Consider the following 24,670-nt stretch of genomic DNA (forward strand, 5'->3'; position numbering starts at 1 on the left):
AGGGAAAGCGATGAGAAAGATCAGGAAGTTCCTTATTTCTTATTTCCTCTAAGCTGATCGCGCTCTTCCGCGATCATATGGAGCATGCTCTCCAATTCACCAATTCGTTTGATCTGGCCTTCGAGTTTTTTATTGGCTTCGGTAACCTGCTTGAGGTCGTTATTGAGTTCTTCGAGATAGCCTACTCGTTTTTGCAATTGCTGGCGTTGAAAATTCGATTCGCGGAGTTTCTCCTCTGTTTCATTGAGTTGGGCCTGTAATTGCTGGTTCTCAGCGTTCAAAGACTGCGCGCGACTTCTGGTTTCTTCGAGTTGACGCGACATCTTTATATTGGCTTCCTTCAAATCTTCATAATCCACGCCTAATATCTTGGAAGAGGCCAACTGTGTTTCGAGTTTGACCATTTTGGACTGAAGGGTATTAAACTCCGTATAGGCATTGTCCAGCATGGAGGTCATTTCGGAGGTCAGGTTCTGTTTCTGCCGGATATGAGTTATCTCGGATTCCTTTTCCAACAAAGCATTTCGCAGTTCTTCGATCTGTTCATGAAGGGCTTCGTTGGTTTTGATGATCTCCTGCTGGCGTTCTTCATTCTCCTTTACCACATCGATCTGCTCCAGTAACTGATTTATCTTTTCATTATGCTCCAGTAAACTATTCTGTGCCTGGCGAAGCTGGGCCATATAGTCTCCCTTTCCACTGGCTTCCGCCGCTGGTACAGGAGCCTGCTGGCTATACGATTCTTTGGCGCTTTTCAGTTCCTGATTGAGTTCTTTGACCTGTTTGCGCAACTCATTCAATTCAACCATGTAGATCTTCATGTTCTCTTCATGTTCCAGGTTGCGCTGGCTCAGGTCATCCAATTGCTTTTCTTTGGCTTCAATATCGTTGAAATACTTTCGCTTCCATTCATCCAGGCCCCGGTTCACTTTTTGAAGTTCGGCTGGGGAGGTACGGTTGCTGCGCCGACTTGAAATAAAGTAGAATACGGTCACACCCAACAGGATACCCCCTGCTGTAAGCATGATCAGATCAGCAATAGAAACTTGTAAAGAGGCAATCAGGTACATCATTTTTCCGCACTTAATTGAGATGGAAATAAGCAATTCTGGCCCGGTATTCCTACCGGTAAAATAATCAATTACTTTAGGGGTATCCTGAAAAGTTTTTCACAGAAAGGGACCAGCTTAACCGGTAACCAGGGTTCCTTCTTTTTCACCCCTGACCACCCGGCTCAGGTTGCCAGGTTTGTTCATGTTGAATACGATGATCGGAAGGTTGTTTTCCATACACAGGGTAAAGGCGGTCATATCCATCACTTTCAGGTTCTTGGCGATACATTCCTGAAAACTGATATGTTCATATAAAACGGCGTTCTTATCTTTCTCAGGATCAGCGGAATAAATACCGTCCACCCGGGTCCCTTTAAGGATCACATCGGCATCGATTTCAATGGCCCGCAAAGAGCCGGCGGTATCTGTGGTAAAATAAGGGTTCCCCGTTCCGGCGCCAAAGATCACTACGCGGCCTTTTTCTACGTGCCGGATGGCCCGACGACGGATATAGGGCTCAGCGATCTGCTCCATCTTGATAGCACTAAGTAAGCGTGTATACACACCAATTCGCTCCAGACTGGCCTGCAAGGCCATGCCATTGATCACCGTGGCCAGCATACCCATATAGTCACCATGTGCTCTTTCAATGCCGGATTCGGCCTCATTCATACCCCGGTAGATATTCCCACCCCCGATCACTACGGCCACTTCCACGCCCATATCCGTCACTTCCTTGATGTCTTTGGCAAACTGTGTAAGTACCGAAGTATCAAAACCAAAATTCTTATCGCCCATTAAAGATTCACCGGAAAGTTTGACCAGGATACGCTTGTACTTAGGGGTCATAATGTGGAGTTAATTCGGCGGCGAAGATAGGGAAAATCAACCTACACCCACTTATTCTTGTGAGCCAAACTGATTACCTGAGCCTTGGAATTAACATGCAGTTTCTGGTAGATATTCGCAATGTGTTTCCGGATGGTCAACACACTGATGTTCAATTCGGCAGAGATCCGTTTGGCATCCCATCCGCTGACCATATACTTGAGAATCTCTTTTTCCCGGTCGGTGATGCTATGGGGGTAGGCCTCGGCTGCAGTGGCTGGGGTATTGGCAGCTTCGGACGTACTGAGGAGGCGAAGTGTTTTGCGGGCAATGGCCGGACTCATCGGAGCGCCTCCAAACTCAAGTACATTGGAAATGGCTTCCTGCAACACAGGGGCCGCTTCGTGCTTGAGCAGGTATCCCGATGCCCCGGCGCGGATCGCTTCAAAGATCTTTTCCTCATCATCAAATACCGTCAACACGATAAAATGAACCTGCTCATAAAGTGATTTGGCGATCCGGATCGTTTCAATGCCATCCATGCCCGGCATTTCGAGGTCCATAAAAATGACCTGGGGTAGTTTACCATGGGGCAATCCTTTCAATTGTTCCAGGCAGTCATTGCCATCAGTGGCCGTGAATAACACTTCCACATCCTGCATCACCCTGATCTTTTGGATAAAGGTATTGCGGTTGACCTGGTTGTCTTCAGTTAATGCAACAATGAATGCCATGGTATGCTAAAGGTAGTATTCAGTTTTTGGGGTACAATAATCAATTTGTAGTACCCGATATGATAACTGCTGTGCCCTGTCCTGTTCCTTCCCATTGAACGGACCATCCTTCCTGTGCGCACCGTGAGCGGATATTGTCCAGTCCATTCCCACCCCATGATTTGACCGGGCTGTCGGTCATTCCTTTTCCGTTATCGCTGATATGCAATTGCCAATCACCGGTACTGACAAATTTCACCGTCACCTTGCTGCCCTGGCTGTGTTTCAACGCGTTTACCACTGCCTCCTGAATGATCCGATACAGGTGAAAGGCCTGGGAGGAAGAAAGGGTGGTATCATTATCAATACTCTCGGTCACCTCAAAGGTGAATTGGCGGTAACTGGGCTGAATACGTTGAAAGAATACTTTGATCCGGTCGCTGATCGCTGTCAGGCTCAGGGCATCTTTCTTTAATACCCAGATCGTATCATTTAATTGGGAGATGATGGCCTGTGAGTTATTTCTCAGTTCACCGTACACTTCCTGGTCCGTACTCTGCCCTTTCCCCATTTCAAGAAAATCCAGATTAGCTGCCATGGAGGCGGCATAAGCACCGAGGTTATCATGCAGATCGGCAGCAATCCGTCTTCGTTCTTTTTCTTCCGCTTCGCGAACGGCTTCTTCGGCGTTTCTTTTCTCTTCTTCTCTGAGTTTTTCGATGCGTCGGCGTTGGTTTCCGCGATATCGCCGAAACAAGGCAAATCCTGTTGTCAGGATGAGCCCGATCAATACCAGCGACGCGATAAATTGAAAATTCTTTTGCTGAAGGTCAAATTTCTGCTGAAGAATGGTATTCTCCTTTTTTTGTACCTCGTATTTTGTCTCGAGATCAGCGATCGCCTCTGCCGAGTTGGCTTCATACAGAGAATCTTTCGCCGCAAGGAGTTCTTCCAGTGTCAATTGATACTCGGCCAATTTTCCAGCCTGTTTATAATATCCACTTAACGCTTTTAAATAGGTTGCCCTTAATTTAGGGTCATTGGTGTACACGGCTTCATCACTTTGCCCTTCCGTATTTACTAACGCGCCCTTCTGCAGGTTTTGAATACACACCTCAATGGCCTTGTCCAATTGTCCCGATCCGGCGTAGAACTCAGCCAGTTGAAGATTGTCTTCTACCAGGATACTGCCATTGACGGTTTTTCTGCGAACGGCCAGCATTTCCTTTAGTGCTTTCTCTGCTTCTCCATACCGGCCTTGCCGGGTATACAGATCCGTTTGTATGCGCAGTCCTGTGGCGATATAGTTCAGGTTCTCGAGTTTACGGCAAAGAGGAAGGGCTTTTTGAATATAGTATTCCACTGAATCGGGGCGCTGAAGGGAAACATAGGCATTGGCCGCATTGAGATATGAAGGGGCAAGTATTTCCGGAATGGAGCGTCCGCGACTGCTACCGATCTGAATAGCCCGCTGAATAAAGGCCAGGGCTTCTCGCGGTTGTGCGCGGGAAAGGGATACTGAGCCCACTGTGTTGTTTATAAGACCAATGGCCAGGGTATCCCTGAATTTTTCTGCCTCCGGTAAAATTTTGTACAGCATCTCAAGGGCATCCAGGTACCTCGATTTCGATCCTCTCAATAGGGCAATGGCCCTGCCTGTCTTGAAGTAAACATCCCTTAATTGAGGATCCTCTGGTTTTAATTCAGGCCAGATTCGCTCTATAAAATAAAGTCCGCTATCGGCCCAACCCCAACGCAGATACCAATTGGCATATCCCAATTCCGCCAGGTATTTATTTCGCTTATTGGAACTTTTTGCCGCCAGTTCATACATCTCGGGTGCATACTTGTCCATGCTGTCCCGGTTCAGACTATGGTACTCTTCAAAAAGGGCCAGGTAGGCACTCAATTTCTCTTCGGGTGCATTGGCTTTCAGGACAAGTCCATGCAAACTGTCAATGATACGCGTTTGACTATTTGCAGACTGATAAATAAAAAATAGCAGTATAATGATCCCGAGGCGCATGGGGATTTTTTTCTAAATGTAGATAAATATTTGTTGTTGGATGATGGATGTTGGATGACAGATGACGGATGACAGATGACAGATGTTGGATGATGGGAGGGAGGCGGTGGTGGCTGTGCGAGACCTCTGGTCTCGCACTTTTCTCCCGTCGCCTCTGGCGACAGCAATTGTTTATCAATTAATAAAAGAGAAGGTTGTTGTTCGAGTCGCCAGAGGCGACAAGACAATCGTGCGAGACCAGAGGTCTCGCACAGCCACCCCCCGCCCTCTCTCCCAACATCCAACATCCAACATCCGTCATCTGTCATCTGTCCTCCGTCATCTAAAAACCAACATCCGTCACCCTCTACTACAAACTTGGTATAGGCCACCCTGCTCGCGATTCCCACCTTTACACCACACAAAAAAAGAAAACCACATGAAAAGAATAACCACCCTCCTGCTATTCGGGCTATTTGTTTTAATCGCCTGTAAAAAAAATAATGGGGACGAAGTTCCCAAATCTACCGAAGTAACCACTCCGCCTGCATCACTGGGATTAAATGCCTTTTATCAAAAATACCTGGATGCAGACGGCATACCGGTCGTCAGCTCCAACCAGGTGAATGACCAGGCCCTGCTCCGTGCCCGTGAAATTGTAAAATACATGCTGCAGGCCATCCCCGCTGAGAAAGCCAAGATGATCCAGAATAAACTCCGGGTAGGGATCATTGGTATCAACGAAAGGCCGACCCAGATGCCGGAATACAGTGACCTGTACCTGGCTTATCCTGGCACCGATTGGGATAACAGAGCCCGGGCCTATGGAGCTACCATACAGCGGCCACTGACCACCAACTGCGAAGAAAATATGCTCTGTCAGCAAAGCATTGACCGATATAAGGGAGAAGAGATCCTTTGCCACGAATTTGGTCATGCCATCCATGAGCTGGGCATTCGTTTTACCGACCCCAATTTTGACAACGAACTGACTGCGGCATTCAACCATGCCAAAGCCACCGGTCTGTGGACCAATACCTACGCCATCTCCAACTACAACGAATACTGGGCAGAAGGCATACAGTGTTTCTTCAATGCCAACCTGGAAGCCATTCCAACCAACGGCGTTCATAATCAAATTAATACACGCAGCGAACTCCAAAGCTACGATCCCACTTTGTTCAACATTATTAAACGGTACTTCCCGGCGGAGAATAAGGTGTTTGGGTGTTACTAGTTTGGATGGCGGATGGCGGATGACAGATGACGGATGACGGATGATGGGAGGGAGGCGACGGGAGAAAAGTGCGAGACCTCCGGTCTCGCACAGCCACCACCCCGCACTTCGCCACCCTACCAACATCCAACATCCAACATCCGTCATCCGTCATCTGTCATCCGTCATCCAACATCCGTGATCCCCCCTGATGACCTTTTCCCCCCATCCCCGATGTAACAATAAAGCCACAACGCAAAATGCTCATGCTAAGGGATTTGATTGTATTTTAGGGATGAATTTCAAAAACCCTTCATATATCAGAACCCGGCATAATGGATGTAGCAAGGCAATTTATTGGTTTGAAGGAAAATGACGAGAAGGTATTACAATACATCTATGTAAGTAATTACCCTAAGGTCGAGCGGTTTGTACTGGACAATAACGGTACGGCCGATGATGCCCGGGATGTGTACCAGGAAGCTTTTGTTGCGGTTTGGCGTAATGTGCAGATGGACCGTTTTCAGCCACAGAATGAATCAGCTGTTGCGGGGTATCTGTACCAGATTGCGCGGAACAAATGGCTTGATCAAATCAGATCGGTGAAAAACAGGAAAACAACAACAATGCCCGAGAACGCCTTTGAACAGGTGGCAGATGAACCCATGATCGAAGAGGGTGACCTGCAATACCTGGAATTGGTCAAGGAGAAATATGAAGCACTGGGCGATCCGTGCCGGGATTTGTTGAAGCGTTTTTATTTCAAAAAAGAAAGCATGCGTGAGATCGCTGCGCATTATTCCTGGACAGAAGCCAGTGCCAAGAATAACAAATATCGGTGCTTGCAAAAGTTGAGGACCATGGTGATCAATAAAGAGGAAAAAAATATCCAATGAAACCGCGATACGACATATCACCCGAAGAATTTGACCAGATAGAACAATACCTGGCCGGACAACTCACTGCCTCCGAAAACAGCCTCTTTGAAAAAAGGATACAGGAAGAAACTGAGTGGGCGGAAAAGGTAAAAGAGGTGAAATTGCTGGTACTGGGAATCAAAGAGAATGAATTGAAAACGCGTCTGCAATCGTTTCATAAGCAGATGAATACCACCACATCCATCAAAACGGAAGCCCCTGTTCGTTCCATGGGAAGCAGAAGATGGCTGGCCGCCGCTTCCATCCTCCTTGTAGCCGCATTGGCGACCTGGTGGATGGTTTCACGTCAGGATCCTTATGAAAAATTATACAGCACTTATTATACCCCCGACCCGGGACTGCCTACCACGATGAGTGTGGCCGGAAATTATCAGTTTGATAAAGGGATGGTGGCATTTAAATCAGGCGACTATAAAGAGGCACTGCAGATCTGGACTCCGATTTCTAAAACAACGCCCTCCAACGATACGATCAATTATTTTCTGGGCGTAACACAACTGGCCCTTAAACAGAATGACGAAGCATTGGCCTTGCTTAAACCCATTGCCAATGATGCCAACCGGCCTTTTTACAAAGATGCCTGCTGGTACACCGGACTGGTACTCCTTCGGCAAGGTAAACCCGAAGCGGCTACCCCTTTCATTCAGAAATCCAATTATCCTGGTAGTACAGAACTAATTCAGGAAATCAACAAAAAATAATGCTCCGTAAATACCTCGTCCTACTGATGGCCGCATTTGGCCTGGCTATCTTATTGCCTATGCTGGCGCAGGAAAAACCTCCTGCTGCCAATGAGATCGAAAAAGCGATCGAACAAAAGGATTTTAAAAAGGCAGATAGCCTTGTCAAACGTGATCTTGCCCTTTTTTATAGTCAGGGTCACCTGGATACGATTCCCGCTTACCTGCATTATGCAGGAAAGATCGTGTACGGGCAATTCGGTACCGCTAAGGCCTCGGCTGCTGTATTTGCTTTTATCGATACGCTGGAATCACATAATGCCACACCTAAGATATTGATCGCCGCCTGTCGCCGTGCGGCGGAATTCTTCGCTAACCTTGGACAAAACAGCGATGGGTACAAGTCATGCGAAAAAGCCCTGGCCTATGCTCAATCGCTTACCGAAAGAAAAGAACTCGAAATCGCCCAGTGTGAGTACAACCTGGGAGTATATGCGCAACGATTGGGAAATTTTACGGTTTCGCGCAACCATCACCGTGTTTCCCTGGCCATTCGCGAAAAGAATCCCGGCGCCACCGCCGAAGATCTCTATTTCTCCAATAACGCCATGGGGGGAATCTTCTGGTATGCCTCCTTGTACGATAGTGCCGCTGCCTGTTATCAAAAGGCCCTGGAGAATGTGGCTAAAATGGAGGACCTGCCGGTCAACCGGTTCTATCGGCCGGCCATGATCCACAACAACCTGGCAGCACTCTATAGTGCAGAGGGAAAGACCTCTGAAGGCATCCGCTCCATGGAATTATCCATCGATCATTTCCAGCAATTCATCGCCACCCCTGAACCACATGAAAAAAAACAAGATGCGCAGGTAGGGATTTTAGAGGCGATCGACAACCTGGCTGGACTTTATAAAGAAATTGGTGACTATGGCAAGGCCGGTGACCTGCTCAGGTATTCCTATCAACAAAAACTAAACCGGTATAACTCCGACAATCCGGGGATCTTTATTTCAGAGATTCTCATGGGGCAACATTTCAATTCCATAAATGAATATGATTCCGCTATGATCTACCTCACAAAGGGATTGGATAAACTGCAAAAAGCCGAAGGGGATTATCTGTTCTGGTCGGGCGATGCGCATTTCAACCTGGCCATGGTGTATGCAAACCGGAAAGAAAATGAAAAGGCCGCTTTTTATTATCAAAAGGCGGACAGTCTCTATGAAGCAAGCTATCAGGGTGCTTATGATAATGTGTACATGGATTTCATGCGCAACGCTTCCATCTTTTACGCCAGAAACAATCAATATGAAAAGGCTATGTCGGGCGCCAAAAAGGTGTACAACTACCTTCGACAGGTGGGTCAGGAAAAAAGTCTGCAGGCCTTTTATCAAATACTCAATATTGCCGAGGTGAATTATCTATCGGCAAGATATTCCGAGGCCATCCGCTTTAGCCGCGATGCTCTCACGGTGGTCAACGAAAAGGTGACCGAAGGGATGACCGTGCTAGATTCGGTAAAGATCGATGTATTCAAACCCAAGGCCATCTTGCTGAATGAGCGATCGGAATATGCAATGCGTCCTGTACGCGATAGCCTCTATCTCGCCGGGGTATCTGTCAGGCTTGAACAGGCCCTGCAAATCCTGGAAAAAAGAAAAGTATTGATCGATGACCCAGAAAGCATCAATATCCTCATAGCCGATAATATGGAACTCATCGATTTTGCCAAACAGATCGAATGGGAACGCTATGAAAGAGGCGGGCAAACCGCCCGTTTGGACCGGTTCATCAATCTCCATGAATCGGGTCTATATAACCGGATCCGCAGCCGGTTGGATAAGAAAAAAGCTGTACGCTTTGGCAAACTCCCTATTTCCCTTCAGGAAGAAGAACAAAAGCTGAAATCGGCCATTCCGGCTTCCTTAAGTGATAACAAGCCAAATAACGAACTGATCAATGATTATCTGACCTCGGTAAAAAACTGGGAAGGTTTTTTGGAAAAAATAAAAGCCGATTACCCGGTCTACTACAATATGCGGTATGCCAGCTTGTTCAGGCCATTACCCTCGCTTCAATCTGCTATTCCGGCAAACACAACACTTATCCGTTACTTTTTTGTCGGTGATCAATTATTGGCTCTTGTAGCCGATAGTAGTACAAAGCACATGATACGGCTTGATGGGAGTGATGTAGAAAAGAATATCGCGCTGCTGTTGCAACAATCCTATCTGGAGAAACCTTCCACGCCGGTATTGAATGCCTTATACCAGGCTTTGTGGACCCCGCTGGCCCCATCTATTCATAATCAAAAATTGATCATCATTCCTGATGGCATCCTGTTCAATCTCAATTTTGAATTACTTACCCCGGATCCTATTACAAATTACCGCGAGCTCGCACAAAAAGGATTGCTGGCCAAACATGATATCGTGTATCACTATAGCCTTTTCATGTTGGAAAATCAGGCCGGAGAAGAGGCGATCTCCTCCAATTATGTAGGGTTTGCCCCAGGCTTTTCCGACGATTTGAAAAAAGCCTATGTCGCCACGGTGAAAGATTCGGTTAATCTGGATTTTCAATACCTGTCCCTGCTGCCCCAACCCAATACAAATAAACTCGCCAAGAAATTCAAGAGTATTCTGGGTGGGCAGACCTATCTCAACCTGGCTTCTACCCCATCAGTATTTCGTAAAAACGCAGGTGGGCATAAGATCATTCATATTGGCACCCATGCCGAGTACAATAATATTTACCCGGAAAGATCAAGACTCATTTTTGCCAAAACACCATCTGTTATACAAGATACGAACTCCTTATTCCTCCATGATATCTACAATTGTGATGTGCAATCCGATCTGACCCTGCTGACGGCCTGCGAAACAGGTCGTCCGGGATTTCAGGATGGAGAAGGGATGGTATCCCTGGCCCATGCATTTAATTATGCCGGAAGCCGGAGCATCCTCACCGGCCTATGGAAGATCGATGAATCCTCCAGCAGCCGCATTACCGAGTCCTTTATCAGCCATCTCAAAAAAGGCCTTTCTTCAGACGAAGCCCTTCGCCAGGCCAAAATCGATTATCTGACCCAGAACCCTGACCGGGTACTTGCCCCAGCCTACTGGAGCGGGCTGATCCTGATGGGCCGCCCTGGTACCATTGAATTTGCCCAAACAGGCTGGCCCTGGTGGTGGTTCGCCATAGGTGGAGTGCTGCTGGCGGGTGTTGGGTGTTGGATGTTGGGGGGGCGGATTTTGGACGGCGGATGACAGATGAGGGACGACGGCGCAGGGGCTGGCTGTCCAAGACCGGTGTTCTCGCACAGCCACCCTCTGTCAGCCGTCATCCGTCATCCAACATCCAACATCTAACATCCAACATCCCCCCCCTGATGACCTTTCCCCACCCTCCCCGATGTACTGTAAATCAAAGCCACCACCAAAACAGTACACGCGTATGAAAAAGTTCTTGATTCTCGTTTTCGTCCTTGCCCTCCACCAGGCAGGCCAGTCCCAGATCAGTTATGGCGCTAAAGCCGGACTCAATCTGGCTACCATTGCATTTTCCAGCGAAGATTACACTACCAGCATGAAACCAGGTTTCCACGCCGGTGGTTTTGTTCAATATACTATAAAGGAAAAACTGGGTATACAGGCCGAAGTTGTTTATTCCGCCGAAGGAAACAAATGGATCTGGAAACCCAATGCCACCAAAGCCACGATCAACACCTCCCATATCCGGATCCCTCTTATGGTTCAATACAAAATTGGCAATGGTATCCTGGTAGAAGCTGGCCCTCAATACAGGCTTTTGCTCACCATTAAACAAACAGCCCTGGGAGCTACACATGATATCAAACCGCTTTACTACGGTGGTACTTTCGGAGTAGGCGTTGGCGCTGCCTATGAACTTCCCGGAAAGATCAAGGGGTTGAAAGCCGGCGTTCGCTATAGCCGTGACCTCTCCAAAATGAACAAGCAAAATGTGGGGGGCGGAAATCTTACCGGATCCGTCATCGCGATATCCGTACAATATCAACTATCCAAATAACTCATCTACTCATCACTTCAAACCTAAACCAATGAGAAAATTACTCATCCTTGGCACCACTTTGTCTATCCTGGCTCTGACCAGTTGTTCCAAAAAATCAGGGGGCGGCGATTCCGACCCGGATCCCAACCCACCGGTAACCCAGAATGATATACCTGCAATTGATAATGCCGTTACCACTTTTATGAACACCTATAGCATACCTGGTGTATCCATCGCTATTACAAAAGACAACAAACTGGTCTATGTGAAATCGTATGGGAAAATGAGTGCCTCCGACAATACGCCCATCACCAATAAAAGCCTGTTTCGTATCGCCAGTGTATCCAAACCGATCACGGCTGTAGGAATCATGAAATTACTGGAGGCGAATAAACTCACGCTGGACTCCAAAGTGTTTGGGGCAGGAAGTATCCTGGGAAATGATTATCCCTCGTCTAACCTGGCGAGTGTTACCGACCTTACCGTACGTCATCTGTTGCATCATACTTCCAATGCCTGGCCCAATGATGGAAACGATCCCATGTTTCAGCAACCCTCGTTTAATTTCAATCAGCTGATCAAATGGACCCTCGATAATTATTCCGCACTGGGTCCCCGTGGCGTTTACCGCTATTCCAACTTTGGGTATTGCGTACTCGGACGGATCATTGAGAAATTATCGGGTAAGTCCTACGAGCAATTCATCAAAGATGATGTTCTCACACCCTGTGGTATCACCACCATGACGCTCGGCGGTAACACACTTGCTGACAGAAAAACCAATGAAGTGATCTATACAGGTCAGGGTGGATTCAGCCCCTATAACATGAATGTAACCCGGATGGATGCCCATGGCGGATGGATCGCATCTGCTACCGATCTAGCCAAATTCATGGTCAGGGTAGATGGTTTTCCCGGAAAACCAGATATTCTTCAACCCGCCACCATCACGACCATGACCACCCGCTCCGTTCCTTCCTCCAACTATGCCTGTGGCTGGGGAGTGAACAATGCCAATCATTGGTGGCATACCGGTGGTATCCCAGGAACAGCTACCGAGATCATTCGGTCCAGTACTGGTTATTGTTGGGTGATCCTGTGTAACTCACGGAGTAACAACGCCAATTTCAATGGAGCGCTGGATAACCTCCTCTGGCCTTTCATGAACACCACCACTGGCTGGCAGGATATTGATCAATTCTAACCCTCTTACCTAATACAAATTGAGTATTTCCTCACCCTTCAGGTAAAACTAACATTGCACCTGAAACGAATCCTGCCCTAGAATCATTCCTAACCACAAAACAAATTTTTTATGAGCCACTCAGTAGAACGCTACGTCATCAAACACCTCTCGGGCAGCAAGCTCAATCAGGTGGAAGAATTTGACTTTAGCAAAAATGAACTCTCCATTGGCCGGTCTGCCGGCAGCGATATCCAATACGACCCCGAAAGGGAAGTAGTGGTAAGCCGCGAACATGGCAAGATCACCAAGATCAGTTCCGAGCCCCCCAAATTCGCCATCACAGACAACAACAGCCGCAACGGCATTTTTGTAAACAAGAACCGCGTCAAGGGCACCATTGAACTCCAGCCCGGTGATGAGGTTCAATTGGGAAACAACGGTCCTGTTTTCTCCTTTGATATCTATCCACGTCCCCAGGATATGATGGCGGCCACCCGCGTAGTGGAAATCCCTACCAGCATCAAGGCTACCACCATCTCTGAGGTGACCCAGGCCGCTTCTGCTGCAGCTTCCGAACCTGTAAAAACAGGTTTAGGTAAACAGACTGTAGAGCGTATGCTGGTGGCAGAAAGAAAGAAATCCTTCAATACCATGGCCTTTGTGATCGGTGGCCTTGTGCTTGTATTGGGCGCATTAGGTTTTGCTTTCCGGGATAAGATCTTTGGCAAAAGCGAAACGGTGATCAATAATATCGTCGCCGATACAACGAATAAAAATAAAAAGACGCCGGATGTGATCAACCGCGAAAATGACGCCAAAGTTGTTCAGATCGAATTTGGCTGGCAGCTTCGCGATACCCGCACGGGTGATGAACTGTGGCATGAATATGTTCCGGTAAAAGATGCAGCTGGTAATATCCGCTTTGTTGCCTTGTATATCCAAAACGCACAAGGCGCTATTGAACCTTATATCAATGTGAAACGCAATGTGGCCGATGGTATACCGGTTGGTATGACAGGCGCCAGTGGCTCTGGTTTTGTAGTATCTGAAGACGGATACATCATGACCAACCGCCATGTGGGTGCAGGCTGGCATACCCGTTGGGATTTTGCCAACTACGCCTTCCCCGGATTGCTGATCTCCGTAAACGCCAGTGGTAAAGAGGTCATTGACTACAATTCTTCTGTTATGCCCGAACAGGTATATGGCTGGGTTCCCGCCAACACAACAATGGTAGGCGGTGAAACAGTAATGCCTGGCGTTATCCAGGGTGAAAACACTTACCTCCATGTGATCTTCTCTGGTAGTTCAGAGCGCCGTTTGGCTCGTCTGGCCCAACCATCTGATGAACATGATGTGGCCCTGGTAAAAGTGGACATCCCCACCCCTCTTCAAAAAGTAAAGATGGTAGACAAAACCTCTTCCATCGTTCCTGGCCAATCAGTAACCGTTATGGGTTATCCTGGTGTGGCTCCACAGCAGGTCGCTGTAAGAAACTCCAAAGACCCCTTCAATCCTGAAATGAAGGCGGCAACTATACCCACCCCAACTGTAACTCCTGGAAGCATTGGCCGGATCATCCCCGCCTCTTCCATGAAGGACATGCGCTTTAGCGGATTTGGTGATTCCTACCAGCTTACCGTTACAGCCACTGGCCCGGGTAACAGCGGCGGACCACTCTTTGATGACGAAGGCAATGTGATCGGTATCTACTACGCCAGCAATACAGATGGCGCCGGTACAAGGATCACGTTTGCCGTACCCATCAAGTATGGTCTGCAGCTTATGGGAGTGAAGAAATCGTGAGGGAGGCGTGAGGCGTGAGACGTGAGGCGTGAGACGTGAGACGTGAGGCGTGAGGCGTGAGATGTGAGATGTGAGACGTGAGAAGTGAATGGTGAATAGTGAATAGTGAATAGCGAATAGCGAATAGCGAAATCTAAAACTTACTACTTAATATCAAAACTATATCTCTTAACTGACGCCTCACGTCTCACGTCTGACGCCTCACGTCTCACGTCTCACGTCTGACGCCTCACGACTCAAAACTCTCCCCCAATGCCCCCCCTCCACACCACCATATCCGGCTACATTCTCCAGGAGCGCATCGGCGCAGGCGGTATGGGAGAAGTGTATCGGGCCTGGCATCCAGGTCTGGGAAGAAAGGCAGCGATCAAGATACTCCATCAAAAAGATCAGGCGGAGCGATTCAAACAGGAAGCCTATATCCAATCATCTGTTGATCATCCGCATATCGCAAGGCTCTTTGAATACACTGTATCGGGAGATACACCCTGCATCATCATGGAATATGTAGAGGGAGAACCTTTGGATCAATACCTCCGCCAGAAAGGAAGGATTCCGGAAACGGAACTCCTTTTTATCCTGGAACAGATCACCAGCGCATTGGAATATCTCCATGCACGAGAGGTATTGCACCGGGATATAAAACCTTCCAACTTTCGTCGGCTTCCGGATGGCCGGATCAAGATGCTTGATTTTGGTATTGCCAAATACAAGTATTCTCCCCGGCTTACGCAACAGGGATTTGTGGTTGGCACCACCGAGTATATGGCACCCGAACAATTTGAACAACAGGTAGACCTGCGTTCAGATATCTGGAGCTTTGGGGTTTTGACCTACGAATTGGCCACTGGTTATCTTCCCTTTGAAGCCACCAATCCCATAAGCCTCCGGTCAAGGATCGGGAAAGCCAGTTTTACCAATCCAAAACTGCTGGTTCCGGGGCTCGATGAACGTATCATTTCCCTGATCGATAAATGTATCCGCGTCAACCCGGCACAACGCCCTACCGCCGCTCAGGTGCAAGGGATCCTGAAAGGAACCAACCGGGTGCTACCCAAACTCAGCACACTTAAGGAGCGAATTCCGCAATGGTCGCCTTTGGTCTGGGTGGGGCTATTGATCCTCGTAGTAGTGATTACGATCTCCCTCATTCCCGCAAAGAAAGAGATAATCCGGAACGGGCCGGGAGGACTTAATCCGGCAGATGTGGGCAAACCGATACAACCGAACATCCGCAGTATAACCATCAATGTACCAGGCGTGGAAAAAGCCACACTTGTATTTCCCGATGGCAGTCGTCAGGCAGCCCCTTACACGATCAATGGCAAAGATGGAGAGTCGGTAAAATTTCGAATCGAGGCCGATGGATATGAACACAAAGAAGTGGCCTTTGATCTGGGAATGGGACCCCGTACATATGATTTTGTCTTGGATAAACTAAACAGGGAATAATGTTTTGGAAAAATTTATTTAAACGCAAAGAAAAATCGGCACTGCCTACTCACCGCACCGAGATCATTGACTCCGGTCATATCAAAGTGGTGGTACGTACCGATCTGGGAAATATTCGGCTCAATAACGAAGATCTGGGTCTGTTTTACCGTATCGCTGATGAACAAGTGATCCGGGAAAAGGGCTATCTCTTATTGGTTGCAGATGGAATGGGTGGTCACCAGGCCGGTGAGGTTGCCAGCCGCATGGCTTCTGAAATCATCAGCCAGGAATATTTCAAATCGGAGAAGAACGGAGGGATTGAGAAGAGCCTGCGACGCGCTTTTCTTTCCGCCAATCAGCAAATATTCCAATCTGCTTCTAAAAACAAGGAGCAGCATGGCATGGGTACTACCTGTACCGCTTTGGTGGTAACAGAGCAAGCCATTCATTTTGGCCATGTTGGCGATAGCCGCGCCTATTTATGGAAAAAGAATGCCATCCACCGTATCACCGAAGACCATACCTATGTTCAGGAGTTGGTACGAAGTGGGGAGATCACTCGCGAGGAAGCTGAAACCCATCCCAAGCGAAATATCCTGACCAATGCCATGGGAACAAAACCCGATGTTAAAGTGGATACGGGAAAATTCCACCTGCCCTTCGAAACAGGCGATCGTCTGCTGCTTTGCTCCGATGGGTTGTATGACTATCTGGTGGATTCAGAGATCGCCCAATGGCTTTCGGGAAATACCATCACCGAAGCGGCAGAACAAATGATCCAGGAAGCAAAAAACAGAGGAGGACATGACAATATCACCATTGTGCTGGCAGAAAAAACATCCGGTGAAACAGATTCACCGGCCAAAGAGACCCGTGACTTTGACCTGCCGGTTACCAAAGAACTTGATTTACCATGATCGGACAACACATACAGAACTACCAGGTGACTGCCCATTTGGGCGAGGGAGGCATGGGTACTGTTTACAAAGCCACCGATACGGTTTTGGGGCGGGAGGTAGCACTCAAAATGCTGCACACCCCGCTGATCAACCAATCGCAATTTCTGGAACGTTTTCGGAAAGAAGCACGTATCCTGGCCCAGTTGCTCCACCCCAATATCACCGCCATTTACAATTTCATCGAGCAGAACAACAGCCATTACATGGTGATGGAATTTGTGGAAGGGAAGAACCTCGACAGTCTGCTGCGCCAGCACCGTGTACTCTCCTATCAAACCATCGTGCCCGTTTTTATCCAGGCCCTGGAAGGATTGCATCATGCACATAAGAAAGGCATCTTCCACCGTGACATCAAACCCTCCAATCTCATCCTTACCCCCGATGGCACGGTCAAGGTCATGGACTTTGGCATTGCCCGCATGGCCGGGGAGCAACGGATGACCCAGGTAAACCGGGTCGTGGGTACCGTGGAATTCATGGCGCCGGAGTTGATACAAGGAAAAGATCCTTCTGTTGCCTCGGATATCTATGCTACGGCTGTAACCATGTATGAATTACTTACCGGCAAACTCCCTTTTGAGAGCACAACGGATTTCAATCTCATGCAGGAGATATTACAGAAAAAACCACCCGCTCCGGATAAACTCAATGCGGCAATTCCAAAAAGCCTGAGCCAGATTCTGCTCAAAGCCATGGAAAAGAAACCTGAATCGAGATATCCTGATGCCCGTGCTTTTCAGCAAGCCCTGATCAATGCCTTTCCCCAATTAAGGGAGATCGATATGCAGGCATTGGCGCCTACCACACCTATGACCCAGGTGATCTCCACCACCGGCAACCATCCTCTGGCTACGCAAGTGGACACCCTGCGTACCAGTGACAATGCGCTTCCGGTTATTTCCCGGCTTCAACAAAAATGGGAAGGGCTTAATAAAAAACATGTGGGTATTGCAGCCGCTGTACTGGCCTTGCTGATCGTTGGCGCCAGTCTTCTTTTTGGTGGAAAAAAAGATCAGATTTCAGAAAACACCTTATCCCCTACCGATAGCACAGGACAAACAAATCCTGTCACCCAATCCTCTTCCTCTACCAATGAAAATGGTGGTGGAGGTGGCTCATTACCTGTCAACCGACCTGTGACCACCAATACACCTCCATCCGAAAGGTTTCAACCGATAGATGAACCCAAAAAAGGAAATGAGGGAAACCAAAAACCAAAAGAAGATAAGAAACCTGTTATTCCCAATGAAAAGCCCAAGGAAGACCCGATAGAGATCAAACCCATTGTCGTTACTCCCAAAGAAGAACCGAAGCCTGATCCCGTTCCGGTCAATCCACCAGAGAAAAAAGCTACACGAACTATCTCGTTGGTCAACCGGACAGAAGTCAGTCTATACCTGCGTGAAAACATCAATGGCAACTCAGCCTTTGCAGGTCAATCACTCAGCTTTACCGTTACGCGTCCCGTGTATTATAACGGAGAGGTCATTGTAGAAAAAGGGGCTTCTGCCAGTGGGCGGATCACCAAGGCCGGCAATAAAAAACTGTCAATCGTCATCAGTTCCGTCACCGCTGCCAATGGTCAACGGATTCCCTTACAGGAAACAGAACTCAGCGGACGGATCGAAGAGATCCTGGCCAGTCGAAACTATTCAGCTTATATAAAAAAAGGAATTACCATCACTCTCTAACCAAAAAAATCAACAATCATGAAAAAGATCCTTCTCGCCATCTTTTTATTCAGTTCCCTGGCCATGACTGCCCAGGTAAAACAAAGATCGACCACCAAGGGGTTTAGTGCCGCCATTCAGGGACATACACTGGGTTGGACCTCTACCTACTTCCAATACCTCGACGAAAATTCACCCAGTGGTTATGGCGGTGGCCTTCGCCTGGGTTATGGTGTTACCGATATGATCGAACCTTATCTGGCCATTGATTTTACCACAATGGGCACATCCAACATCGATGCGCAGTCCTTTAAGATGCGTCATCTCGACATTGGCGTTCGACTCAATTTTGTCGGAAATGTACACCCGGTACGTCCATTCGTAGAAGCTGGATTTACATCGCTTAAAGGAACACTGAAACAAGTTGTAAGTGGTTCCGGATATGTGGATGCCGACTTCTATGGCGGCAAACCTCATCTCGGTGGTGGTGTAAGCTGGTTCCCCAGTGTGCCCATCAACATTTTTGCCAAAGGGATTTTTACCGTAGGTAAAAAATCAAACCTGGACATCGATGGCATCAAAAGCCCTGACAAACCCGATGTAACGACTTTCCGGATCTCGGTTGGTGTGGGATTCAATATCTCCGAACTCGTAGCGAATAAATAATCACACTTAGTGTCTTTGCGGCCGAAGCTTCGGCCGCAGGGACGCTAAGAACAAAAGCCTTCAACATGAAACAATTTTTTATTGCCTGCTCCTTTTTAACTATTAGTAATTACATGATGGGTCAGAATATTGTTTTCTGGACACCCACCAATTTACACGGAACCATCATTGACAATACCACCAGCGTAAGGGCCGAAGCACTCGGCAAGAACACGATTACGCTCAATGGGGTGCGTACTGCCTTCGAAAACCCGGCTACGATCAGCCCCGGGGATGATAAACTGCAAATAGCCCTGAATTACCTAAAGGGAAGTCCGGTTTATCCCAAAGCCTACTACCCTTTTCTTGGCGTTTCCTATCGCATTCTGCCAAAAGTGACCGCTTCTCTTACAACCCATCATTATATTGATCCCGATTCTTATTGGAGTGCGGAAATTGGGGGACAGGATTTTGACACTGAAAAAAAAGCCCACCACACTTACTCTGTCGGGTTGGCGGCCGAAGTACTCGAAGGATTACATGTCGGCTTATCGGGCAACCTGATGCAGGATGAAGAGATCAAAGGCCAAACCACCTCCAAGGATTTTATCATGAACCTGGGGGTGATCTATGATAAAAAGGTGAAATTCTTTAAAAACAATTCCAGTATCAGTGATGAGAATTTTCGGGTGGCCGCCAGTTTGTTCAATGTATTGATGGATGGGCAAACCATTCAACGGCAAAGTGAAGCAGTTTGGCAATACCGGGATATGCCTATCATTGCCCGGGCGGGACTGGCCTATGGTTTTAGTCTGCCTTTAAAACCAGCATTTGCACAAAAAAGTAAAAAACTGAAAAGTGCACCACAAACCATTGACCTGAGTGCCAGGCTACAATATGGGAATTGGCTAAAGAACAGTAAGCACATTTACGATGAATACAATTTTCATACGCATATAGGGATTGGCCTGGAAGCAGTAGCCCTGAAACTCCTCGCCGTTCGGTTGGGTTATTTCACCGAATCAAGGATCGTTGCTAAAAATCCAGTTCCCGGTACACGCTATGCCACAAAGGATAAACGCAAGGGGCTTAGCTGGGGATTAGGCGCCATTATTCCCGCAAAAGATTGGTCAAAGGGAAAACTTCCTTTTGAGATCCGGTTTGATCTGTTATTGAAAAATCATCCCGATCTGTTGGATGAATCTATTTCTACAAGATCTACTCCAGAATTCACCGATAAGAAACTCCAGTTCGGCATCGGTATCGAACTCGCGATAAAGTAGGTTAGGAATAGTGAGGTAAATGAAAACAGGCAGCTGTACCTGGTACAAGCTGCCTGTTCATTTTATTTATCTGGGTCGGGGGTCCGAGGTCCGGGGTCCGAAGTATTACTCCCGACCTCCGACTCCGGACTCCCGACTTCCCACCTTATCCCAGCGCTACCCGCTTAAACCCGGTCACTTTCACATTTCCAGCTTCTTTGAGGTAATCGGCTACGGATTTGCTGCCATCTTTTACAAACGCCTGGGCTTCCAGGGTTTGTTCTTTGAAGAAGGCGTTCATTTTTCCGTCGGCGATCTTAGCGATCATATCATCCGGCTTTCCAGCCATTTTGGGATCCTGTTTCATCAGGTCAACGATGATGTCTTTTTCGCGGGCGATCACATCGGCAGGAACACTGGCGGCATCAACGGCCACTGGGTTCAGGGCAGCGATCTGCATCGCTACATCTTTACCGGCTTCGGCGGCTTCTTTGTTCATTCCCACCAATACCCCGATGCGGTAAGCACCATGAATATAGGAGGCTACATATTCTGCATCGATGCGCTCCAGACGGGTAACCCCGATCTTTTCGCCGATAGAAGCTAATTTATCGTTTACCAGATCGGCCACGGTAGCGGAACCGGCTTTGGTGCTCAGCAATTCTTCCAGGGTCTTCACGTTGGCAGCAATGGCCGCATCGGCAATGGTTTGAGCAAAGGCCACAAAATCAGCATTCTTACTTACGAAGTCTGTTTCGCAGCTTACGCATACCACGATACCTGTTTTATGGTCAGCGGTAGTCTGCGCGATTACTACACCTTCTTTTGCTTCACGGTCGCTGCGTTTGGCAGCCACTTTCTGTCCTTGTTTGCGCAGCCAGTCGATCGCTGCTTCAAAATCACCATTGGTTTCGGTGAGGGCTTTACGGCAATCCATCATACCGGCACCTGTTGCCTGACGGAGTTTGTTTATATCCTGGGCACTTATTGTTACTGTTGACATGATATAAGTATTTTGAATCTTTAATTTCTTTCAAATGTCAGATGACAGAAAACGGATGACAGATGACCGATGACGGATGACTGAAGGAAGCTTAACGCTGTCATCGGTCATCCGTCATCGGTCATCTATTTAATTAACGTCTTCCACCACCAGGTCCACGACCAGCAGAAGCACCACCACCGCCGGTTGTACGGCGACGTTGGCCACCACCTGCGCCACGACCACGGCCACCACGTCCGGCTTCAGCTTCCGCTTCGGCCAGGAGTTTGGCTGCTTTCTTTTCCTTTTCATCATCATTCACTTCATCACCCTCATCATCTTTGGCGGCTTGTCTTTCGGCAAGACCTTCAGCGATAGCGGCAGTGATATAGTTTACAATGATGGCAATGGATTTGGTAGCATCATCATTCGCGGGAATGGGGAAGTCTACTTTATTGGGATCGCAGTTTGTATCCACCACACCTAAGGTGGTGATGTTCAAACGCTTGGCTTCAGAGAGGGCAATATGCTCATGACCGATATCCACGATAAAGAGTGCGGCAGGAACACGACCCAACTGGGCGATACCACCGAGCACTTTTTCCATTTTATCCTTATCGCGGCTCAGCGTCAGGCGTTCTTTTTTAGTGATGCTGTCGAAAGAACCATCGCCCAGCATTTTTTCAATGCTTTGCATCTTCTTCACGCTCTTACGAACAGTGTTGAAGTTGGTCAGCATTCCACCCAGCCAACGCTCGGTTACGAAAGGCATGTTTACTTTCCGTGCACTTTCGGTCACGATATCCTTGGCCTGTTTCTTAGTTCCAACGAACAGGATCTTCTTACCGCTGCGAGCGATCGCTTTGAGGGCGGCGGCAGATTCCTGTAAACACTCGGTGGTCTTGTTCAGGTCAATGATGTGGATGCCTTTCTTCTCAGCAAAGATGTAAGGCAACATCTTGGGGTTCCACTTCTTCTTCAGGTGACCAAAGTGTACACCGGCTTCGAGGAGCTGCTGTTGTAAGGAAGTATTATTTTCCATATTTTTTTAAGCTTTTAGCTACTAGCTGTTAGCCGTTAGCCGTGAAAATTTTTATATGCTTGCCTGGCCAGTAGCATATGGCTACTAACCAATGGCTCAAATTAACGTTTGCTGAACTGGTAGCTTCTTCTGGCTTTCTTCTTACCAAATTTCTTCCGTTCTACTGAGCGTGGGTCACGTTTGAGGAGACCGGCTGCTTTTAAAGCAGGACGCAGTTCGGAATTTACTTCTACCAGGGCGCGGGCAATACCCAGCTTGGCAGCTTCAGCCTGACCTTTCAGACCACCACCAGCGGCGTTGATCTTAATGTCAAATTTGTCGGTAGCATCCACGGTGCGCAGAGGAGCTTCCACCTGGTTCTGCAGGTACACCAGCGGAAAATAAACTTTATAGTCTTTGTCGTTCACTGTGATGGCACCGGTTCCCTTGGATAGGAAGATACGGGTCACGGCTTCTTTACGACGACCAATTCCGTTTTTCTGTTTTTCCATTTTCGATTATTTATTAAAAGCTAAAAGCCAATAGCTATTAGCTAATAGCTTTTTAGAATTTAAGTTCTTTAGGTTGCTGTGCGGTATGAGGATGCTCGGCACCGGCATACACAAACATTTTTTTGACCATCTTACGTCCCAGCCGGTTCTTGGGGAGCATGCCTTTAACAGCGCGCTCGATCAGGGCGTCCGGACGACGTTTCAACAGGCTGGCAGCTGTCTCTTCCTTCTTACCACCCGGATATCCCGAGAAGTTGATGTAGATCTTTTCTTCCAGTTTGTTTCCTGTGAATTTTACTTTGTCTGCATTGATCACTACGACATAGTCGCCAGTATCAACGTGAGGAGTATAGGAGGCTTTGTGCTTTCCGCGCAGAACGGCTGCGATCTTCGAGCACATGCGTCCTACGGTTTGATTGGTACCATCCACAACGTACCAGTTACGTTGAATGGTAGCCGCATTTGCATGCTTGGTGGTGAAATGTAGTTTGCTCATTATTCTTGTTATTTTAAAATTTCCCTCAGGGCCAACCCCCGGAGGACCCCCATATTTGGGGAGCGCAAAGATAGGGGAAAACGGGTGGTGAAAACAGGGGTTTAGGGGTTAATTTTTTAGCACACCTTTGCAATTAATTGATTTTCAATAAAAAATTTGACCCGGAATTTAAAAGCCTGCTGGCTAAGTCGCGAAGATGCCAGCGGCCACCAAGAAATTCGGACAACCCATCAGGGTTTTAATATGGAAGGCAAATCAAAAACATACTCAAAATGCACATCTTCAAACCCTTCAAAATCCTTAATGGCGCGTCTGATTTTTCTTTCCAAGGCGGGTAAACTGCTCGCAGAATCAAAAATTAGATTCTCGTTATTAGTAACTCTTCCCCATATTTTACCCGCTTCTTTCTCCAGAATTAATTGGAATATTGTTTGATTACCCAAAGTTGCCTTTTGCTTGTTAGAAAATCTCAGGTAAAATTGGGTAACCTATTTATTACTTCCTACTAAATCGTATAAACACCCCTTCTGTTTTTCTACTATAATTTCATTTCCTAAATTGAACGCCCAAATCATTCCCATGACCACCCACTTATTACATCGCACCCAGTTTGGCGACCCCAAAAACACCGGTAACCTGATGTCCATCGAAGAGGCACATACCCTTTTGCATGAATGGGTACCCAACGAAAGACTGCGCCTCCATATGTACCAGGTGGCCGCCATCATGAAGGCCTGGGCCATAGAAAAAGAAGGTGCCGATGAAAAAACGGCGCTCAAATGGGAACTGGCGGGCTTGCTGCACGATGCCGACTGGGAAAAATTTCCGGATGATCATTGCCGTATCATCATTGAAGAACTGGAGCGACGCAACCAGGACCCCGACCTGATCCATTGCATTGCCTCGCATGGCCCCAGTTATTTTGGAGTGGAACCAGAGAACAAGATGGACAAGATGATCTATATGTTTGATGAACTAAGCGGACTTATACACGCCTATAGCCTGATGCGCCCGGGAGGCTATGAGGGCATGGATGTAAAAGGGGTAAAGAAAAGATTAAAGGAAAAGAGCTTTGCCGCCAACGTAAACCGCGATGATATCAATGATGCCGCTTCGCGGATAGATACCCCACTGGATGATATCATCAACTTCATTATCCCGGTCCAGTCAACCGTTAAGTAAATTGAGTTTCTTCTACTTCCGGACGCAAAGAAGCACAGCGAAATCCGTGTA

At 47.7% G+C, this 24,670-nt stretch carries 22 protein-coding genes; 13 read left to right on the forward strand and 9 right to left on the reverse strand.

Annotated elements, in window-relative coordinates:
• Window positions 1-32: 32 nt before the first annotated feature.
• From J0M30_00565 to J0M30_00580, 4 genes are all read right to left on the reverse strand, one after another.
• Window positions 33-1,073 (reverse strand): hypothetical protein, encoded by a 1,041-nt coding sequence (locus J0M30_00565; protein ID MBN8665960.1) that lies wholly within the window; start codon window positions 1,071-1,073, stop codon window positions 33-35.
• A 114-nt stretch (window positions 1,074-1,187) separates the two neighbouring features.
• Window positions 1,188-1,904 (reverse strand): UMP kinase, encoded by a 717-nt coding sequence (locus J0M30_00570; protein ID MBN8665961.1) that lies wholly within the window; start codon window positions 1,902-1,904, stop codon window positions 1,188-1,190.
• 38 nt (window positions 1,905-1,942) lie between these two features.
• Window positions 1,943-2,614, reverse strand: coding sequence for a response regulator transcription factor (locus tag J0M30_00575; GenBank protein MBN8665962.1), 672 nt, complete (start codon window positions 2,612-2,614; stop codon window positions 1,943-1,945).
• Between the two features lie 40 nt (window positions 2,615-2,654).
• Entirely contained in the window at window positions 2,655-4,619 is a 1,965-nt protein-coding gene (locus tag J0M30_00580; GenBank protein ID MBN8665963.1) for a hypothetical protein, read from the reverse strand.
• Between the two features lie 418 nt (window positions 4,620-5,037).
• Between J0M30_00580 and J0M30_00585 the strand changes: the two genes are divergently transcribed.
• From J0M30_00585 to J0M30_00640, 12 genes are all read left to right on the forward strand, one after another.
• Entirely contained in the window at window positions 5,038-5,835 is a 798-nt protein-coding gene (locus tag J0M30_00585; GenBank protein MBN8665964.1) for a hypothetical protein, read from the forward strand.
• A gap of 314 nt (window positions 5,836-6,149) precedes the next feature.
• Complete coding sequence (locus tag J0M30_00590) at window positions 6,150-6,710, forward strand: sigma-70 family RNA polymerase sigma factor (GenBank protein MBN8665965.1); 561 nt, start codon at window positions 6,150-6,152, stop codon at window positions 6,708-6,710.
• Entirely contained in the window at window positions 6,707-7,453 is a 747-nt protein-coding gene (locus J0M30_00595; GenBank protein MBN8665966.1) for a tetratricopeptide repeat protein, read from the forward strand. The genes J0M30_00590 and J0M30_00595 overlap by 4 nt, the downstream gene beginning before the upstream one ends.
• Window positions 7,453-10,701, forward strand: a complete 3,249-nt coding sequence (locus J0M30_00600) for a CHAT domain-containing protein (protein ID MBN8665967.1) — start codon at window positions 7,453-7,455, stop codon at window positions 10,699-10,701. The genes J0M30_00595 and J0M30_00600 overlap by 1 nt, the downstream gene beginning before the upstream one ends.
• A 187-nt stretch (window positions 10,702-10,888) precedes the next feature.
• Complete coding sequence (locus tag J0M30_00605) at window positions 10,889-11,482, forward strand: PorT family protein (GenBank protein ID MBN8665968.1); 594 nt, start codon at window positions 10,889-10,891, stop codon at window positions 11,480-11,482.
• 31 nt (window positions 11,483-11,513) lie between these two features.
• Entirely contained in the window at window positions 11,514-12,668 is a 1,155-nt protein-coding gene (locus J0M30_00610; protein ID MBN8665969.1) for a beta-lactamase family protein, read from the forward strand.
• Between the two features lie 111 nt (window positions 12,669-12,779).
• Window positions 12,780-14,456 carry a trypsin-like peptidase domain-containing protein gene (locus J0M30_00615; GenBank protein MBN8665970.1) on the forward strand — a complete coding sequence of 559 codons (1,677 nt, stop codon included), beginning with the start codon at window positions 12,780-12,782 and terminating at the stop codon, window positions 14,454-14,456.
• Between the two features lie 252 nt (window positions 14,457-14,708).
• Window positions 14,709-15,908 carry a serine/threonine protein kinase gene (locus tag J0M30_00620; protein ID MBN8665971.1) on the forward strand — a complete coding sequence of 400 codons (1,200 nt, stop codon included), beginning with the start codon at window positions 14,709-14,711 and terminating at the stop codon, window positions 15,906-15,908.
• Window positions 15,908-16,807, forward strand: coding sequence for a Stp1/IreP family PP2C-type Ser/Thr phosphatase (locus tag J0M30_00625; GenBank protein ID MBN8665972.1), 900 nt, complete (start codon window positions 15,908-15,910; stop codon window positions 16,805-16,807). The genes J0M30_00620 and J0M30_00625 overlap by 1 nt, the downstream gene beginning before the upstream one ends.
• Entirely contained in the window at window positions 16,804-18,540 is a 1,737-nt protein-coding gene (locus J0M30_00630; protein MBN8665973.1) for a protein kinase, read from the forward strand. The genes J0M30_00625 and J0M30_00630 overlap by 4 nt, the downstream gene beginning before the upstream one ends.
• An 18-nt stretch (window positions 18,541-18,558) precedes the next feature.
• Window positions 18,559-19,185: an outer membrane beta-barrel protein gene (locus J0M30_00635; GenBank protein ID MBN8665974.1), complete on the forward strand. Its 627-nt coding sequence runs from the start codon at window positions 18,559-18,561 to the stop codon at window positions 19,183-19,185.
• A 65-nt stretch (window positions 19,186-19,250) separates the two neighbouring features.
• Window positions 19,251-20,447, forward strand: coding sequence for a hypothetical protein (locus J0M30_00640; protein ID MBN8665975.1), 1,197 nt, complete (start codon window positions 19,251-19,253; stop codon window positions 20,445-20,447).
• 145 nt (window positions 20,448-20,592) lie between these two features.
• Here J0M30_00640 and J0M30_00645 read toward each other — a convergent pair whose 3' ends face one another.
• The 5 genes from J0M30_00645 to J0M30_00665 form a co-directional block, all read right to left on the reverse strand.
• Window positions 20,593-21,429 (reverse strand): elongation factor Ts, encoded by an 837-nt coding sequence (locus tag J0M30_00645; GenBank protein ID MBN8665976.1) that lies wholly within the window; start codon window positions 21,427-21,429, stop codon window positions 20,593-20,595.
• A 133-nt stretch (window positions 21,430-21,562) separates the two neighbouring features.
• Window positions 21,563-22,450, reverse strand: a complete 888-nt coding sequence (gene rpsB / locus J0M30_00650) for a 30S ribosomal protein S2 (protein ID MBN8665977.1) — start codon at window positions 22,448-22,450, stop codon at window positions 21,563-21,565.
• Window positions 22,451-22,551: 101 nt separating this feature from the next.
• A complete protein-coding gene (gene rpsI, locus J0M30_00655) occupies window positions 22,552-22,941 on the reverse strand; it encodes a 30S ribosomal protein S9 (protein ID MBN8665978.1) in 390 nt (129 codons plus the stop codon).
• Window positions 22,942-22,993: 52 nt separating this feature from the next.
• Window positions 22,994-23,437: a 50S ribosomal protein L13 gene (gene rplM, locus J0M30_00660; GenBank protein ID MBN8665979.1), complete on the reverse strand. Its 444-nt coding sequence runs from the start codon at window positions 23,435-23,437 to the stop codon at window positions 22,994-22,996.
• 230 nt (window positions 23,438-23,667) lie between these two features.
• Window positions 23,668-23,880: a hypothetical protein gene (locus tag J0M30_00665; GenBank protein ID MBN8665980.1), complete on the reverse strand. Its 213-nt coding sequence runs from the start codon at window positions 23,878-23,880 to the stop codon at window positions 23,668-23,670.
• 136 nt (window positions 23,881-24,016) lie between these two features.
• On the opposite strand from J0M30_00665, the gene J0M30_00670 reads away from it, so the two are divergent.
• Complete coding sequence (locus J0M30_00670; GenBank protein MBN8665981.1) at window positions 24,017-24,619, forward strand: hydrolase; 603 nt, start codon at window positions 24,017-24,019, stop codon at window positions 24,617-24,619.
• The last annotated feature ends 51 nt before the right edge of the window (window positions 24,620-24,670 follow it).

This window comes from Chitinophagales bacterium (assembly GCA_017303415.1).
GTDB lineage: Bacteria > Bacteroidota > Bacteroidia > Chitinophagales > Chitinophagaceae > SpSt-398.